This window comes from Nitrososphaera sp. (genome assembly GCA_039938515.1).
Lineage (GTDB): Archaea > Thermoproteota > Nitrososphaeria > Nitrososphaerales > Nitrososphaeraceae > Nitrososphaera.
Genome location: JBDUUL010000001.1, coordinates 254,335 through 268,754, shown reverse-complemented (window position 1 = coordinate 268,754; position 14,420 = coordinate 254,335). Strand labels below are relative to the sequence as shown.

The following is a 14,420-nucleotide window of genomic DNA, read 5'->3' as shown; positions in this document are numbered from 1 at the left end:
CCGGATGTGGCCCTCTTGTTCTCTGCTCGGGCTGCTCTCTCGAACCGGAAATTTGCAGTTGTGCGTAACCCTAGGATTGAACCAACCTATAGCGCAAAATTGCGCCGATCCTTCCAAGACTTGAAAGTTGCTGGCCTTCCTCGGTCTGGCCTGAAATAACTTCGAGTCTAGCACCTGACGCGCTGCTAAGCTCCTGCAAGTAATCCACAATATCGATTTCTGACGCTTCAATGTCGGCAGAACCGCAATTAGGACAGGGCTTTGCTAGAAATTCTTGCTTGGTCGCTATAACCTGAGTTCTATCCACGACCTTTTCCTGAACTCGCTTGCAGCTCTTGCACCTGAAATCGATTTTTACATAGGGAATGTCATCGGTCACGAGCGCGAGATCGACGCTGCCTGCCCGAAGTGCAGAAAGGACATCCTGCAATCCATAGATGCCTAGGCCTCTTCCCGAGTGTACCTCGCCCATGAACTTTTTTATGAGCTGCTTTTCCTCCATAACCCTGTACTCTGTAAGAACTCCTTCGTTCTGTGCCTTATTGATAATTTCCCGGACGCCCTCGTCACCTGAGTATGAAGTGTCGAGAGTTGCAATAATGTTGTTCTGAAGTCGGTAATCCAGATACTCTTCTTTGAGGAAGTTCTCCTTGGTCGGGCCCGGCCCGCCGACTATAAGGCCTTTTACATTGTACTGATCGATGAATATCTTTTTTGCGTGCGCTGCAATCCTGTGGTAGAATTCATTGAGCTCGTTTTCGCGAAGCCTTTCGAATCTACGGGCAGACTGGCCGCCCTGGCGGTGCTTTCCAGCTACGCCCGAGGTAATAGAGTCGACGGTTTCGGACCGATCGCCGGTAAGTATTCCAAACCCTGCCTCCTGGGTATCGACGGCCAAAACAGCCATGACCTTGTCGTCCTTTAGCATGTCTCTAAGATGGTCGGTCCAAAAGTGGTCGTCGCACCTGTAAAGGCTTATTTTCACTTCCTTGGGGGGATCCTGGATTGGAAAAATCTCTATTTTCTCCTTCCCTATCCCTTTGTCATTGGGGATGGCGCCGCAAAACACTATGAGACCATTTTTTGGCGTATCTCGGAGTGTCTTGAGAAACTCCACAGTCCTGCTCAGGGCGTCCTGCACGTGAGTCCGTGTAAGGTCAGACTTTATGTTCGACGCTGTGCCGGCTTCGTTGCGAAGTTGCGAGATAACGTCGTAAAGCGGCCGACGCGGCGGAACATAGACTGATACAAGCTCAGTCCCATGGCCGGAGATCTTGGATAACTCGTTTATCATCTTGGTAAGCTTGTATCTTTCGACAGAATTCCATTTCCCATTGTCGCTGCCCATTATTTCTAATAACAATAAAAAACCCCTTGCACATAATATAAGTGATCTAGTAGGTGCTTGCCCGTCTCGCAACGCTAGAGGCGAACGGCTAGAACGCGTCGCGGGCTGCTCTATTGGCGGCGCGCTTTGTTGCTCGAAAGGTGTATAATTGCAGCGGTACTTACTTCTCGTGATTGCTTCCAAAGCTGGATTACATCAAGCAGGCGCGCATGAGGCTTGGCGTTTCTCAGCGCATGCTTGCCAACATGGCAAACATCAGCACGTCAATGTTAAACCAAGTTGAGTCAGGCAGGTGTAAGCCAAGCTACGAGACCGCTAGAAGAATCTTTGAGGTCCTTGCTTCGCTTGAGGGCAAGTCTTCCACCAAAGCCGGAGATATCTGCAGCAGGCTGCTAATATCCGTCCAGAAAAAAGAAAAACTGCACAGGGCAATCGATTCTATGAGGCAGAATTCCATAAGTCAGCTTCCAGTCTTTGAAGCGACCCATGCGGTAGGAATCCTGACGGAGGACGGGGTCGCAAAGGCTGTGGCCGAGAAGGGTGAGGACATAAAAAACCTGCTCGTCTCCGAGGTAATGGAACCCCCACCCCCAATAGTTGATGTTTCAACTCCCGCCAAGGCCCTCATACCCCTCGTCAGGTTTGCCAAATCCATTCTCGTCAGTGAAAAGGGTAAGGTGATAGGCATAGTCACGATTACGGATACGCTCAAAATGGTAGAGTAGTATTCTAGCTGTCGAGTTTTTCGAGGCCGACGCAACAGTCAGCGCACTTCAGGCATTCTCGGCAGATGCTCACGTCGCTTCCGGGGGCAAGCATCGTGCCACACAGGGCACATTCCTTAGCGACGGAAGAATTCTTGACCATGCGTACTTTTCCTATGATATTATAGCATACTTGAACGTTTCCGGCTGGTGCATTTTGCTTCTTATCCATTTCGGCTAAATGACAAAAAGCGAGATCACTTGAATTCCTGTTCCATGATCCGCTTCTTCTCGGAGAGCCGAAAGAGATTGTCAGTGCGAAGCAGTGCCTCATTCCGCGGACGCTTGAAAGCCATGGACTGCAGTAGCAAATGATTTTCGGGTATGACCATACCCGTCTGGTCGTCCGAGTATCCTATTTTTATGACGTCTCCCTGAACTCTCATGATATCCTCGTGTATGTGCACCATGTTAGTGTCGCCATGTGCAAAACCTAGCTCGATTGCCTTCTTGCGGACATCGCCTGTGCCTTTGGCGCTTCGAAGAACAGACACTCCGAATTCGCTCTTGTAACACTCTGAAATGTCATCCTTCGAGGGCGCGGCGCCTTTGAACCGGATGAACATCTGGTGAAGATGCATCATGCGAGAAGGAACCTTGAAGGCATCGACGTAGAGATTGGCAGAAGGGATAAAGTCCTTCACATCATTCTGGTGGTGAGGCTCGCGGTCCCACTCGATTGAATCCTTTACCGGTTTGACATCCTCGAGGTCGGCCCACCTGCGGATTAGCTCGACGTCCCACCTCAAGATTCGGTCGCCGTATTTTTCGATAAGTGGCTGCATGATTCTGCCCATCCCAGAGACATTACAGCTGCCTTGAATTACATAGTCCTTGTCTGCCGCCTGACGATAATTCACTCTTGAATTGTGTATCATGTCTGCGACTGCGAATTCGCCATGCCTCTCCTCACCGCCCTGAAAGACGGCGCGTTTCTTCATGGGAAGATATAGGCTTCTTTTGTTCTCAAAACCTCCGCCCTCTTTTGCGGCGTCAACAATAATGTCGCTTGCCTTCACCGCGTCGCTGACTTTGCCTGTGACCGCGTAGCCTTTTTCCTTGAATGCATCCTCCTGCCCGTCCGGGACAAAAACATCTAGGCGGTTGTCCAGAGCTTCTTTTACCTTCTCGTCCGGGCTGTACTTGGCTACACCCATAAGCTGGAATTCTTTGTCTGCAGCCAGTGCCGTCGCCAGCCTCCTTCCAATGTTGCCGTATCCGTTAATGAAGACTTTGACCAAGAAAACTCACTACAGTAACGATCAGCGGATCGTTCGCATCTTTTATATAGATTGCTTGGTTTTTGAAAAACTTCACTAGACTTAAATAGCGTTTGGGCCGACCAATATCAGAGAGGCATGTATCGAGGCGATCTTTTTTGGCGACCGTTTAACCACGCTTGTAAGTAATTTTTCAGACTTTGGAGGCTGCTTCGCCTGAGGATATTGATTATTGACAATTACGATTCATTCGTGTACAACCTAGCCCAGCTTCTTGGCGAGATTGGCACGGAACCTGCCGTTGTTCGCAACGATGCAATTTCGGTCAATCAAATAGCGCAAATTAACCCTGATGCAATCGTTATCTCTCCAGGACCGGGCCATCCGGCAGACAGGAACTATTTTGGCGTTTGCACTGATGTAATTCTTGAACTCGGCGAGAAAATTCCCATTCTCGGCGTTTGCCTCGGGCACCAGGGAATAGTACATGCTTTCGGAGGAAAGGTCGTGAATGCAGGCAGGGTCAGGCATGGAAAGACAAGCACCATAAGATATACGAAGGACAATTTGTTTGAGAACCTCAAAAATCCATTCAGGGCGACCCGGTACCACTCCTTAGTCGCAGAAAAAGGCACGGTTCCTTCCTGCCTGACAGTGACTGCGACCGCGCTAGACGACGGTGAGATTATGGCAATCCGCCACAACAAGTACCTGATTGAGGGTGTTCAGTTCCATCCCGAGTCAGTGCTGACAGACGAGGGCAAGAGACTCCTGTCAAACTTTGTCGCAATGGTAAAGAAGTGATCCTGCGCACGTCGACTGAAATCAGGCAACTTATCCGACGGATGCTAGACCGCTGCGACCTTACAGAGCATGAAGCGGAACAGGCATTTGACGACATGCTTCTTGGCAGGCTCGGCGACGCTGAAATTGCCTCGTTTCTAGTTGCGCTAGCAATGAAGGGCGAGAGCCCTGCAGAAATCCGCGCTGCGGTTCGGTCCATCAAGAAACATTCCAGAACGATCTCTCCAAAAAGCGCCGGAAAAATTATTGATACTTGCGGTACCGGCGGCGACTCCAAGTCAACTTTCAACATAAGCACGGTGGCCGGTATTGTGGCATCGGCTGCCGGCGCAACTATCGCCAAGCACGGCAACCGCTCCTCTTCAGGAGTTTGCGGAAGTGCAGATTTTATGGAAGCAGTTGGTTTTGCGCTTGACAGCCCTCCTTCTGGTGTACAGAAGTCAATTGAAGAAATAGGTCTTGGATTTCTCTTTGCCCCGATGTTTCACCCTCTCATGCGGAATGTCTCCTCGGCAAGGAAAGCGATGGGAGTCAGGTCCGTCTTTAACATCGCGGGCCCGCTGTGCAACCCTTGCGAAAACCTTTCGGGTCAGGTAATCGGTGTCTATTCAGAGTCGCTGGCAGCCAGATTAGTTGAGGCCCTCGGAGAGCATGGAGCAAATGTGATGATAGTTAGCGGCTCCGATGGACTGGACGAACTGTCTACTACGTGCTCCAGCAAGGTTACTTGGATTCGTAACAGTGGCAAGGAGAGTACAGTTGTCTCGCCTGGCGAACTGGGTATGAAGGAGACCGGTATAACAGACCTGCAAGTTGCATCCAAGGAGGAATCTGTCACAGAGACGTTGAAGGTCATTTACGGAATCGGTTCGAGGCAGAAGGAAGACGTTGTGGTACTAAATGCCGCCGCGGCACTACTAGTCTCCGCAACGTGCGCCAGCTTTGAAGAGGGAGTAAAACGGTCCCGTGAGGCAATTAGCACCGGCGCCGCGAGGCGACAGCTGACGGGACTCGTTGAGCGCTGCGGCGATTTGAAAAAACTCGGAACTGCCGAGAAAGATTACCTCGGCCTTTAGTCTGATTCCTTGTCCTTTGCCCCCTTCTTTTTAGGGCTGTCGGCATCGACATCGTCAATCCCCTTTTCATTTACAGTCAACCGAACGTCCTGATAAGGATGGTACGGCGAGTCGATCATCTTTGCTATTCTGTCGTTCCCTGCCTTGCGAAGGTAGATTCTGTAGGTGGATGCGTGTCCTATTACGTTTCCGCCTGCGGGCTTTGTAGGATCCCCAAAGAAGGTATCTGGAGTAGATTGCACTTGGTTGGTGACTATTATGGCCACGTTGTAAATCTCGGCAATCCTTACAAGTTTGTGCATGATGCCGTTGAGCCTTTGTTGTCTGTCGGCAAGCGTTCCCCTCCCGGCGAATTCTGCCCTGTGCAGCGAAATTATGCTATCAATGATTATGATTTTCGCTTTAAAGTCGTCAATGTATTTGCCCATAGATTTCACGATAAGCTCAAGGTGGCTGCTATTGTATGCTTTGCAAATTGCGATCTTTTTCAGCGCTTCCTCAGAGTTGAGCCCTCTTGCACGGGCGATCTGATCGACCCTCTCAGGCCTGAAAGTGCCCTCGGTGTCAATAAAAATGACGCCTCCGCCTAGGCCGCCTTCTTCAACAGGCTGCTGGGCAGTGGCACACAGGGTGTGACACACCTGGCTCTTGCCGCTTCCAAATTCTCCGTAAAATTCAGTGATAGCCTGGGTCTCGATGCCTCCGAGCAGAAGGTCATCTAGGGCTTTGGCACCGGTGGTGCACCGGAGGAGCGATTTTCTTTTTTCAAGCTCGACATCTGCGGTTGTAAATTCCTTATCAAGAATACCGCTTTCACGAAGTAGCTTTTGAGCTGCCATGATAAATGTCGACGCGGTTTCTTTCGAGCCGCCAAGGTCGGCTGCGAGCTCATCCGCTACTGCAGTGGCCAGCTCCATTACCGACGTAATGCCGGCGTCTTTCATTTTGCGGGCGGTCGTCGGTCCGACTCCCTCAATGTCTTCTATCTCAAGTTCGACCACGTTGCGGGTTTCAGTCATTTCGAGTATGCTTTTTCTCGCAAGTATATAATCAATGAAGCACCCCGGGGAGGGGGAGTCCCTCGTTCAATAATAAGTCTGAAAATTGAAAAAGTTGTTGTCTAGGTACTCCTAGACAACTTAAACTACTTCTTCGGCTTGGCCTTAGGCTTTGCCTTGGCCTTTGCGACTGCCTTTTTGGGCTTGGCCGCCGAAGCGCCTCCGCCAATCTTGAACATCTTTGTTCCGCAGACCGGACATGTTCCCTGCGTTGCAGGGCGGCCGTTTTTCATTGTTACCTGTTTTTCTCCTTTCATTTCCCGCTTTGCTTTGCACTTTACACAATATGCTTGTGTTGCCAACAGCTTAACGTCGAGCACGCTTGGATATAAGAATAGCTCCACACTGTGTTAATTTATATAATCAGCTTCAAATTTGGCACCAAACTGCTTAGGCTATGGTTCTGCGGATATGAAAATCGCAGTAACACTCACGGACATCAGGATTTTTTTCAGAAATAACATAGTCAAGCTTGTGCGCGCCGCAATCACCGAAGGGTGTCACAATTTGGTTGGTGTATGCTTGCGGGATTTCCAACTATTCTCACTTTTGACTTAGTGGTAGTATTATTTTTATATCATCTTCTTGTAATGATTCCTATCGAGTTGGACTCAGAACAGCAGGGACCAGAGCCCACTGACAATGTCGCCTCGCTAGGCTGGGACGAACTCGTCGGTCTCAGGCGAAGGTTGAACTTGGAACTAAAGGAACAGTCTGGGAGGCTAGTTCAGATTGATCGCGAATTAACGCAGACCATTCAATCATCGATTAGAAATGCCAGGTCAGAGATGGAAGGCATCCTCGAGCAATCCCGACAGAACAAAGACCTAGTGGGCAAGCAGAACGCCTTGCTGCTGTCTGTCAGCGACAAAATAACACAGTCAAGAAACTTCTTGTCATTAATGCAGAGCCGGCTACCCTCGGAAAGTGAGACTGAGATAGGCGCGCAAGTACAGGCAATCCAGGCTCAACTTGACACTGGCCAATACAAAAACGAACGGGAAAAAAGCGAGCTGCTTTCTCGGCTCAAGGACGCGTCGATGAAACTTGAAGCCATAAGGGCGACTAGAATGGTCTCAGAACAGCTAGCGCAGTTAACAGAGCAGGCGACAAAGATCCGAGATGTCATTATGGGTCTGGAGGCAGAATCTGAACAAAAGAAGAGTCTGCTTGGTCAGATCAATGGTAGGTTAGACGAGCTTTATGATTCAAAGCGCCGGCTTGCCTCCGAAAAAGATTCGCTTCTTTCACAATACACGGACAATCTAAAGAGGTTTGAATCTGTTAACTTGAGAATGGATTCCATGGCAGAAATGCGGAAGCGTCAGCGTGAGCAGTATGGCTACTCTATTCCGGACGACGCCTTGTTCAAAGTGAAAGAATCGGCTCGAAAGAAGCTCGAAGCGGGTTCAAAGTTGAGTTTAGACGAACTTAAACTCCTTTATGAAGACAAGGAATGACCGGTTGAGCAGTCTAATTTTACGCTTCCTGAACTCAAACACTGCGAGGAAGTAGCTATTCAATATGGGTGCCATTGACGATTTCGCATTTGCCTGCGCGGTAGATGAGTCTCCAGGCTACTTTACGTATGAAGGTAGCACCATGATAATCGTCCAAGCCGCAGCCGAGGCAAAGGCTAACCTGACGAGTTTTACTGGAACCGAGCTATTCATGCCGCTTGTCATATCGCACGAATCGCTTCACGTAGTCATAAAGGCCCTGGAGGGGCCAGACACTTCGGAATCCTTAGATGACGTCGAGGTAATCATTGTAGACTTTCATGGAAGAAAGATTCAACTTACAATCAATATTCTCGCGTATGCCTCAGATAACTCGGGCATAGTCTTTCCTTAGCTAAAAAACAAAAAGGTGTTGTCGTGGATTGTCCAGTTCCACGCGCTATTTGATTTCCTCGCTCGAGGAAAGGTCGCGTTGTCCTATCGCCATTTCGTCAACTTTTACGGTGACTTTGTACCATTTGTCTGCGTGTTTGAAAATGTGCGCCGAAGCTTTCTTGTTGCTCGCCGAACCATAGCCACCTACACGCTCGCTGAGGCGCGATCGCAACTTGTCGACTTGGTACTGGGCGATCATTAGATTTCCGATGATATTTTCCAGCTCCATGTCCCTGTCTTCATCCAGCTCAGGAACCGGATTGGTGCTGTTTCGCTTAGTCTGCATTTTCAACGTACATCCTGCTGCCGATTCTGTAGTGTATCTCGTCGATGTAGTATGCTGTGTCTACAACTGGCGAGGACAGGTTGGCGCCGCACACCGGGACTCCCTCGATGATTTCTTCCTGTTCGACTAGAAGACTCATGATAGACTACTTTTTCACATCGAATAAGAAGGGATGCCAAGATTGTTCTTTAACACTAACTTAAACGTGATCTACATTAGGACAGTCGATATAATCAGTCAGCTTGCTGTTGCTCGTCTCCCGTATAAGGTCAGCAAGCATGCGCCTCTGACGCGGTATGCTGCATCCCATGATTGAGGCTAGAAAACCGATCTCGTCTGTTGATAGGCCAAAGCCGGGTGAAAAAAAGTAGTGTTGATTGAATAAGACCTTGTTCAGAATCAACTCTATCAATTCGAGTCGCTTTGAGACTCTGGAGTGACTGAGCTGAGGATCAGAGCTCATCAGCAAAGCTGCCAGTTTTCTCTTGTCTATCGACTTGCGCTGTAATCGAGAATCCAGAATCGGTTTCGAAAGCACTTCAAAGCCGCCCGGCTCTGAATAGGTTACCAGTGTGGAGGGCAAGGCTTTGACCAAAGGCGACTTTGAGATTCTCTTTGAGTGGTTTTGGTCAAAGACCACGATTGAGTTTCCAAACGCGAAAAGGGCATTTGCAACCTGCCTTGCAAGCCGCTCGTCCAGCACGTCATTATCGGATTTTAACTCCACCGGAAAGAAACTTAACTTGTCTATTCTGCATCGATTCTTTATCGCAAAGTGATAGTATAGACTCGAGGTCTGCGATGCAAATGCAGGACTGCCATCGGCTTGCGTGGTGAGACCTCCTTCAGAAGTTCCAATCGAGGCGATAAGCAGGTCAAAGTTGCGGAATTCGGCTTCTTCTACCACATGGAGCTTGGTTGCCTCGCTCGGGCGAGGAATAGTAAACAGGTCATTGTTTCCTATCGACCCATCGCAGACTGCCTGCCAGAACCTATACTTGAGTTCGCGCTCATTCAAGCTCTAAATTCTGAATCAGGCTGTCTAAAGTACTTTGCCGCTTTGGCACCCGGCAAAAAAATGGTTTACCTGCATGCGCGCTTTAGCCGTCGTGCGAACGATTCCAATTCCCTAAGACCGTCTTCCATTTTTTTCCGCCGGGTAATGATGTCCACGATTGCACTTCCAACAATGACTGCATCGGCGCCTGCGTCCTTCATGAACTTTACATGGGCGGGGCGAGAGATGCCAAAGCCGACTGCAACCGGCACCTTGCCGGCCACTGCAGCCTTGGCTGAGGCGATTGCATCCGCGCTGTACTGCTCGAATTGAGCCCTGCTGCCTGTTGTTCCATATACGGAAACCAAGTACAAGAAGCCAGTAGTCTTGCCTGCTATGCGCTCAATCCGTTCTTTCGGGGTGTTGGGCGAGGCAAGGAACACAGTATCAAGGTTTTTGATTTTGGACTCATCGATGAACTCGCCGGCCTCCTCTACCGGAAGGTCTGGAATGACAAATCCGTCTATCCCGCAGAGTTTGGCAGAATGTAAAAAGGAAGAAATTCCATTTCTCAGAATTATATTCGAGTAGGTCATTGCAAGAAGGGGCGTTCGTGCGTGAGCGCTCCTGATTGAGCGAGCGATTCCGAGGGCCTTTGAAGGCGTCATGCCTGCCTGTAGTGAGGCGGTTGAGGCTTTCTGGATAGTTGGTCCGTCGGCGACAGGGTCGGAAAATGGAATCCCAATTTCAATTGCATCGGCGCCTCCTCGTATTAGCGAATCGGCAATCCTTATCGACGAACGCGAGTCTGGGTAACCTGCCATGATGTAGCATACCAAACCGCATTCCCGCTTCTTTCGAAGCTCAGCGAATGTCTGCTGAATCCTTCCGTCACTTGCCAGCTCTTTTTCGCCGTCCTCTGCGCGGCTGGCGTGAAAGGTAATCCTCTATAAGCTGCACGTCCTTGTCGCCCCTTCCGGAAATCGTTACAACTATGCGTTTTGAAGGGTCGAGCGTGCGGGCCAGCTCCATGGCGTGCGCCAGCGCATGAGAAGATTCAAGCGCGGGTATTATCCCCTCGTACCTTGAAAGTGCGAGAAACGCATCGACAGCCTGATCATCGGTACAGCTAGAGTACTCCGCGCGGCCAATGTCCTTCAACATTGCGTGTTCTGGACCGACCCCTGGATAGTCGAGGCCGGCGGAGATGCTGTGGGTTTCCATTACCTGGCCGTCCTTGTCCTGCATGAGATAGGTCCTCATGCCATGCAAAACCCCTTCAGAACCTGTGCATAAGGTAGCAGAATGTTTTCCCGTCTTAATGCCAGAACCTTCCGCCTCGACTCCGTGCAGCCGCACGTCTGCATCATCGAGAAATGGGTAAAAAGATCCGATTGCATTGCTGCCTCCGCCCACGCACGCGACCACAAAGTCTGGTAGCCGTCCAAAAAACTCCATTGATTGCAGTTTAATTTCGCTTCCTATCACGCTCTGAAAGTCGCGGACTATCATAGGATAGGGATGAGGGCCTACCGCCGAGCCCAGAAGATAGTATGTATCGCGGATGTTGGCTATCCAGTCCCGAAGTGCTTCGTTTATCGCGTCCTTGAGGGTCTTGCTTCCAGACTCAACTGGAATGACTTCGGCTCCGAGCAACTTCATTCTAAAAACATTCAATTTCTGCCTCTCTACATCCTTTGAACCCATGTATACGACCGACTTCATGCCAAGGGCAGCACATGCGATTGCAGCGCCCACCCCGTGCTGGCCCGCGCCGGTTTCCGCGATTATCCGTTTTTTGCCCATTTTCTTTGCAAGCAAGGCTTGACCAAGCGTGTTGTTTATTTTGTGAGCTCCGCCATGCAGAAGGTCTTCGCGCTTGAGAAGTATGCTCGCACCGCCAATCTTCTCGGTCAGATTTTTTGCGGCGTAGAGAGGAGTAGGCCTGCCTGCAAAACGACTGAGTAAATAGTCAAGCTCTTTCTTGAACTCGACATCTGCCTTGAGTCTAAGGTATGCCGATTCCAGCTCCTCGACCGCGGGAAGGAGTGTTTCCGGGATAAACCTGCCCCCGTACTTCCCAAATCTGCCCTCAATGGGATAGGAAGTTAACACCAGCCTTCGTTGGCATTAGGGCTATTAAAAGCGATCAGAGTGCATGGTAAAGCTCAGACACCTTGCTTGAGATGTCATCGCTCGCCATTATTGAAGTTCCTACGAGGAACGCATCAGCACCTGCGCGGTTGAGTCGCCTTACGTCTTCTGCAGAGCCGACGCCACTCTCAGATATCACCAGGCTTTTTCCTTTGCCGCAGGATTTGATGAGCAGCTCTGTATTCCGCAGGTCTATTTCCAGGGTGTCCAGGTTGCGGTTGTTAATTCCAACCAGCGGATAGGCTGAGCTGATGAGATCGGAATATTCTTGAGGGGTGAAGGCCTCTGGAAGGACTTCAATTTCCCGCCTTCGGGCGTAATCGACCAACGAATCCAGGCTTTCCTCTGCAAGGTCACGGTCGAACAACGACTTGATTAACAGTATGCAATCCGCACCCGCACCCTTCCCTGCGTCGATTTGAACCCTGCTTACAATGATGTCTTTCATCATCAGTGGTACTGTTGTGTTCTTTCGCACCGATGCCAGATTCCCCAGGGATCCGTTGAAGAGGTACGGTTGTGTAAGCACGGATAGGCCTGCAGCGCCCCCCTTAACCATAGCAGAGGCAATTTCAGCTGGCCCGTTTGTGGCATTTCTTATCCTGCCTTTAGAGGGCGATGAGTACTTTACCTCTGTTATCAGCGCCGTATGTGATGCGGATAAAAGCGATTTTCTCATACTGATAGGGCCGTGTTCAAGCCCCAAGGATTCGCTGTAAACACCCTCATCTATAGCCCTATATGCGTTATCCGCCAATTTTTCAATATAACCGGCCGGCTTTGAGAACCTACTCACTACAATATGGTGGTCTTGTGGGACTGTATTAACTATGATTGAGCGATGGTGCCTCTTCATGTAGTGCTTTGAGCGCATCTATATATTGTCTAGGGGCGCTCAACCTCGGTGTCGTCAAGTCGATGAGCTCGGTATTCCGGGACAGGTCCAAGCTGTCTCCACGCTACTTTCCCGATCAGTTGCCTCATCGCGAGAATGAGATTGCCGGGATAGTGAACGTGTATTCCAGGTCTGCCACCGACCCCGACCACTTTCCACTCACAATACTGCAGGTGATAGGGCCTGCAGGGATAGGCAAGACCAGCTCAGTTCTGAGAGCTACGACGAGGCTCCAAGAGTTGTATCAAAGAAACAGGCAGAAGCTCTCTGTAGCCTACGTAAACCTGAAGCTCCAGGGAGGAAACAAGTACGCCATATATCGGTCCCTGCTCGACCGGGTCGCGCCCGAACTGCCTGCTCAGGGTCTTAGTGCGGAAGACATGTTGAGGTACCTGCTTCGGTATTTGCGAGAGAACAACCGATATGCGCTCATTGTTCTTGACGAGATTGATTATCTTATCAAGATAAGCAAGGAGACAAGTATCATTTATGACCTCACCAGGCTTAATGAATTTGAGCCGGACAAGCCCTGCAACGTGAAGGGAGTCGTTTTCATCGCTCGCAGTACAGAGTTTCACAGTAGGCTTGACGCTGCCGAGCTTAGCACGCTGGGGCGCATCCCCGTTGCTTTTGAGCCCTACTCAATTGAGCAGATAGCAGACATACTCGAGTCGCGCAGCTCTGAGGCGTTCGCGCCAAAGGCCCTCGGTTCGGACGTTATTGATCAGGTGTCCGTAATTACTGCATCGCCGGATGTCAGGAGTGACATACGTTTTGCACTTGACCTTCTGCTGTACGCGGGGAATTTGGCCGAGTCCAGCGGATCAAGCAGAGTAACCCTTGAGCACATCAGGACTGTCCACGGACAGATGAGCCCCAGCGTAACTTCCGAGGACATCGAGCAGCTGAGCAAGAATCACATCGTCGCGCTCTTGGCTCTTGTCCGCGCGCTCAAGAGCAGGAAGAAGGCGTTCGTTGAACTAAAAGACGTGAGAGCGTTTGCCTCAGAAGTGGCAGACCAGATCGGCACAAAGAGGATCGACGTTGAGGACTACCTAGATGACCTGAAGTCCAGGCGCACGATAGACATAAGATCCTTCCGAGAAATCGGGTTGCACGGCGCATCCCTTAGCGAGGTCGAATCGCTCCTTCTGAAAAGATTAGAGACAGATAAGAATGGAGGATAAGAAAAACGTGCTCGAACAGGGCATTGGAAGCGTAGGAAAACTTAAGATCCTCCGAGCTCTTGCAGAGGACAGAAAACTTGCAACGATATACTCGCTCCATAAAAAAACGCGATTAAAGCGCGACGACATCAAGAGTAACCTCGACGACCTGATAGAAATTGGATGGGTCAAACAGAACAAGCTGGCGAACGTAGTTTACGGACTCAACCGTGATGACTTAACGCTACAGCTTGTCTTGCAGTTGTTCTCGCAAGCCGGCTATCTGGATCAGCCGTAAAAATTGACGTACCTATCCTCGGGTTTGGACTTGCTCTCGAGCTTCTCAAGCGAGCGGTAGATGATGTCTGCCGCGGCCGGCTCTGCAAGCGCGCCTTTGGCAACCTGGCGGGAGAGTTCAGCGAATTCCAGCTGCGCCAAGTGTGCACTCAGCCTTTCTCGTGTCATGCCAGCAGCGAAAGCCCGCTTTTCTACCAGCCGAAAAATTCTCTCGGCATGATAGTTTGCGTGAATATCCAGAGCCTCTTCGATCTCTACGCCGTACATGTCAGAGATCTTGGTGTCCAGCCTTACTTCGTCTGGACCCCATACACTTTGGTGAGCCTCCTCGATGGCTGCTCTGCCTCGTAGTTTTCGTTCGTTATTCATCTATTTGCTTTTAGTTCGGCGTTTTAATCTTATTAACCTAATCCGTCGTCCATCCGATAACGATTAAAAAGCCGATTACCTAAACGGCAAT

The 14,420-nt window shown here is 50.2% G+C and carries 18 protein-coding genes and 1 pseudogene; 7 read left to right on the top strand and 12 right to left on the bottom strand.

Annotated features, from left to right (window positions below; genetic code table 11):
• Nucleotides 1-70: 70 nt before the first annotated feature.
• Entirely contained in the window at nucleotides 71-1,348 is a 1,278-nt protein-coding gene (gene prf1 / locus ABI361_01555) for a peptide chain release factor aRF-1 (GenBank protein MEO9319336.1), read from the bottom strand.
• A 173-nt stretch (nucleotides 1,349-1,521) separates the two neighbouring features.
• Here prf1 and ABI361_01550 point away from each other — a divergent pair, with 173 nt between their 5' ends.
• Entirely contained in the window at nucleotides 1,522-2,073 is a 552-nt protein-coding gene (locus tag ABI361_01550) for a CBS domain-containing protein (protein MEO9319335.1), read from the top strand.
• Between the two features lie 4 nt (nucleotides 2,074-2,077).
• Here ABI361_01550 and ABI361_01545 read toward each other — a convergent pair whose 3' ends face one another.
• Both ABI361_01545 and ABI361_01540 read right to left on the bottom strand, forming a co-directional pair.
• Complete coding sequence (locus ABI361_01545) at nucleotides 2,078-2,215, bottom strand: hypothetical protein (GenBank protein MEO9319334.1); 138 nt, start codon at nucleotides 2,213-2,215, stop codon at nucleotides 2,078-2,080.
• Nucleotides 2,216-2,309: 94 nt separating this feature from the next.
• On the bottom strand, nucleotides 2,310-3,353 hold the full coding sequence (locus tag ABI361_01540) for a type II glyceraldehyde-3-phosphate dehydrogenase (protein MEO9319333.1): 1,044 nt from the start codon (nucleotides 3,351-3,353) through the stop codon (nucleotides 2,310-2,312).
• A 195-nt stretch (nucleotides 3,354-3,548) separates the two neighbouring features.
• On the opposite strand from ABI361_01540, the gene ABI361_01535 reads away from it, so the two are divergent.
• The gene (locus ABI361_01535; protein ID MEO9319332.1) at nucleotides 3,549-4,136 is read left to right on the top strand and encodes an aminodeoxychorismate/anthranilate synthase component II; all 588 of its coding nucleotides are present in this window, start codon (nucleotides 3,549-3,551) and stop codon (nucleotides 4,134-4,136) included.
• On the top strand, nucleotides 4,133-5,212 hold the full coding sequence (gene trpD, locus ABI361_01530) for an anthranilate phosphoribosyltransferase (GenBank protein ID MEO9319331.1): 1,080 nt from the start codon (nucleotides 4,133-4,135) through the stop codon (nucleotides 5,210-5,212). The genes ABI361_01535 and trpD overlap by 4 nt, the downstream gene beginning before the upstream one ends.
• On the opposite strand, the gene radA is transcribed toward trpD, so the two are convergent.
• Complete coding sequence (radA, locus tag ABI361_01525; protein ID MEO9319330.1) at nucleotides 5,209-6,231, bottom strand: DNA repair and recombination protein RadA; 1,023 nt, start codon at nucleotides 6,229-6,231, stop codon at nucleotides 5,209-5,211. The genes trpD and radA overlap by 4 nt on opposite strands.
• Before the next feature lie 203 nt (nucleotides 6,232-6,434).
• Nucleotides 6,435-6,572 (bottom strand): annotated as a pseudogene (locus ABI361_01520) (DUF5679 domain-containing protein).
• Between the two features lie 303 nt (nucleotides 6,573-6,875).
• Between ABI361_01520 and ABI361_01515 the strand changes: the two are divergent.
• Both ABI361_01515 and ABI361_01510 read left to right on the top strand, forming a co-directional pair.
• Nucleotides 6,876-7,730, top strand: coding sequence for a hypothetical protein (locus ABI361_01515; protein MEO9319329.1), 855 nt, complete (start codon nucleotides 6,876-6,878; stop codon nucleotides 7,728-7,730).
• A gap of 64 nt (nucleotides 7,731-7,794) precedes the next feature.
• A complete protein-coding gene (locus ABI361_01510) occupies nucleotides 7,795-8,124 on the top strand; it encodes a hypothetical protein (GenBank protein MEO9319328.1) in 330 nt (109 codons plus the stop codon).
• Between the two features lie 45 nt (nucleotides 8,125-8,169).
• Here ABI361_01510 and ABI361_01505 read toward each other — a convergent pair whose 3' ends face one another.
• From ABI361_01505 to ABI361_01480, 6 genes are all read right to left on the bottom strand, one after another.
• Nucleotides 8,170-8,457, bottom strand: a complete 288-nt coding sequence (locus tag ABI361_01505; protein MEO9319327.1) for a hypothetical protein — start codon at nucleotides 8,455-8,457, stop codon at nucleotides 8,170-8,172.
• Nucleotides 8,441-8,590 (bottom strand): hypothetical protein, encoded by a 150-nt coding sequence (locus tag ABI361_01500; protein MEO9319326.1) that lies wholly within the window; start codon nucleotides 8,588-8,590, stop codon nucleotides 8,441-8,443. The genes ABI361_01505 and ABI361_01500 overlap by 17 nt, the downstream gene beginning before the upstream one ends.
• 60 nt (nucleotides 8,591-8,650) lie before the next feature.
• Nucleotides 8,651-9,469: a hypothetical protein gene (locus tag ABI361_01495; protein MEO9319325.1), complete on the bottom strand. Its 819-nt coding sequence runs from the start codon at nucleotides 9,467-9,469 to the stop codon at nucleotides 8,651-8,653.
• A gap of 65 nt (nucleotides 9,470-9,534) precedes the next feature.
• Nucleotides 9,535-10,332 carry a tryptophan synthase subunit alpha gene (trpA, locus tag ABI361_01490; protein ID MEO9319324.1) on the bottom strand — a complete coding sequence of 266 codons (798 nt, stop codon included), beginning with the start codon at nucleotides 10,330-10,332 and terminating at the stop codon, nucleotides 9,535-9,537.
• 7 nt (nucleotides 10,333-10,339) lie between these two features.
• On the bottom strand, nucleotides 10,340-11,563 hold the full coding sequence (gene trpB / locus ABI361_01485) for a tryptophan synthase subunit beta (protein ID MEO9319323.1): 1,224 nt from the start codon (nucleotides 11,561-11,563) through the stop codon (nucleotides 10,340-10,342).
• Nucleotides 11,564-11,597: 34 nt separating this feature from the next.
• Nucleotides 11,598-12,398: an indole-3-glycerol-phosphate synthase gene (locus ABI361_01480; GenBank protein MEO9319322.1), complete on the bottom strand. Its 801-nt coding sequence runs from the start codon at nucleotides 12,396-12,398 to the stop codon at nucleotides 11,598-11,600.
• 68 nt (nucleotides 12,399-12,466) lie between these two features.
• On the opposite strand from ABI361_01480, the gene ABI361_01475 reads away from it, so the two are divergent.
• Both ABI361_01475 and ABI361_01470 read left to right on the top strand, forming a co-directional pair.
• Nucleotides 12,467-13,684: an AAA family ATPase gene (locus ABI361_01475; GenBank protein ID MEO9319321.1), complete on the top strand. Its 1,218-nt coding sequence runs from the start codon at nucleotides 12,467-12,469 to the stop codon at nucleotides 13,682-13,684.
• Nucleotides 13,674-13,961: a hypothetical protein gene (locus ABI361_01470; protein MEO9319320.1), complete on the top strand. Its 288-nt coding sequence runs from the start codon at nucleotides 13,674-13,676 to the stop codon at nucleotides 13,959-13,961. The genes ABI361_01475 and ABI361_01470 overlap by 11 nt, the downstream gene beginning before the upstream one ends.
• On the opposite strand, the gene ABI361_01465 is transcribed toward ABI361_01470, so the two are convergent.
• Nucleotides 13,952-14,329 (bottom strand): hypothetical protein, encoded by a 378-nt coding sequence (locus ABI361_01465; GenBank protein MEO9319319.1) that lies wholly within the window; start codon nucleotides 14,327-14,329, stop codon nucleotides 13,952-13,954. The genes ABI361_01470 and ABI361_01465 overlap by 10 nt on opposite strands.
• Nucleotides 14,330-14,420 lie beyond the last annotated feature (91 nt).

Bases quoted from the DNA above. Each gene is read 5' to 3' on its own strand.
- ABI361_01510 (MEO9319328.1), top strand. From the start codon at position 7,795: ATGGGTGCCATTGACGATTTCGCATTTGCCTGCGCGGTAGATGAGTCT.
- ABI361_01545 (MEO9319334.1), bottom strand. From the start codon at position 2,215: ATGGTCAAGAATTCTTCCGTCGCTAAGGAATGTGCCCTGTGTGGCACG.
- ABI361_01500 (MEO9319326.1), bottom strand. From the start codon at position 8,590: ATGAGTCTTCTAGTCGAACAGGAAGAAATCATCGAGGGAGTCCCGGTG.
- radA (MEO9319330.1), bottom strand. From the start codon at position 6,231: ATGACTGAAACCCGCAACGTGGTCGAACTTGAGATAGAAGACATTGAG.
- ABI361_01470 (MEO9319320.1), top strand. From the start codon at position 13,674: ATGGAGGATAAGAAAAACGTGCTCGAACAGGGCATTGGAAGCGTAGGA.
- ABI361_01465 (MEO9319319.1), bottom strand. From the start codon at position 14,329: ATGAATAACGAACGAAAACTACGAGGCAGAGCAGCCATCGAGGAGGCT.
- prf1 (MEO9319336.1), bottom strand. From the start codon at position 1,348: ATGGGCAGCGACAATGGGAAATGGAATTCTGTCGAAAGATACAAGCTT.